This window comes from Weissella sp. DD23, assembly GCF_001579105.1.
Classification (GTDB): Bacteria; Bacillota; Bacilli; order Lactobacillales; family Lactobacillaceae; genus Weissella; species Weissella cibaria.
In genome coordinates, this window is sequence record NZ_KQ970456.1 from 1 (window position 1) to 477 (window position 477).

1 protein-coding gene is annotated in these 477 nt (G+C 55.3%); it reads right to left on the minus strand.

Annotated elements, in window-relative coordinates; all coding sequences use genetic code 11:
- Window positions 1-477 (minus strand): GA module-containing protein (locus WEIDD23_RS12215; protein ID WP_197458900.1); only part of this gene is annotated, 477 nt, incomplete at both ends.

Sequence of the window (477 nt, forward strand, 5' to 3'; positions counted from 1 at the left end):
TGGGGTCGTTCCGCCATCGCCTGGGGTCGTTCCGCCATCGCCTGGGGTCGTTCCGCCATCGCCTGGGGTCGTTCCGCCATCGCCTGGGGTCGTTCCGCCATCGCCTGGGGTCGTTCCGCCATCATCCGGATTTTCAGTCGCGGCCTTTGCATTTGCAACAATTTGTTCAACTTCTTCAACCGTTACGGCATTTGTCACTTGATCGAGGTAAGTTTGCTTACCCGCATCGTCCAAGTTCGTCAAACCGCTAATTTCTGTTGTCGCCCAATCCTTTGCGTTCGCCAAGTTCTTTGCGGTGGCGTCAGTTACGATTGCGTCGATGGTATCCGCGGTTGTGGCGTCAGTCACCTGCTGCTTATAAGCCGCCTTTTCTTCATCCGTCAGGTACTTCATTGCATCGATGTCCGCTGCTGCGTCAGCCTTCGCATCGCTTAGGTCAGTACTTGTGGCGTTGCGTGCATCCTCAACAATTTGTTC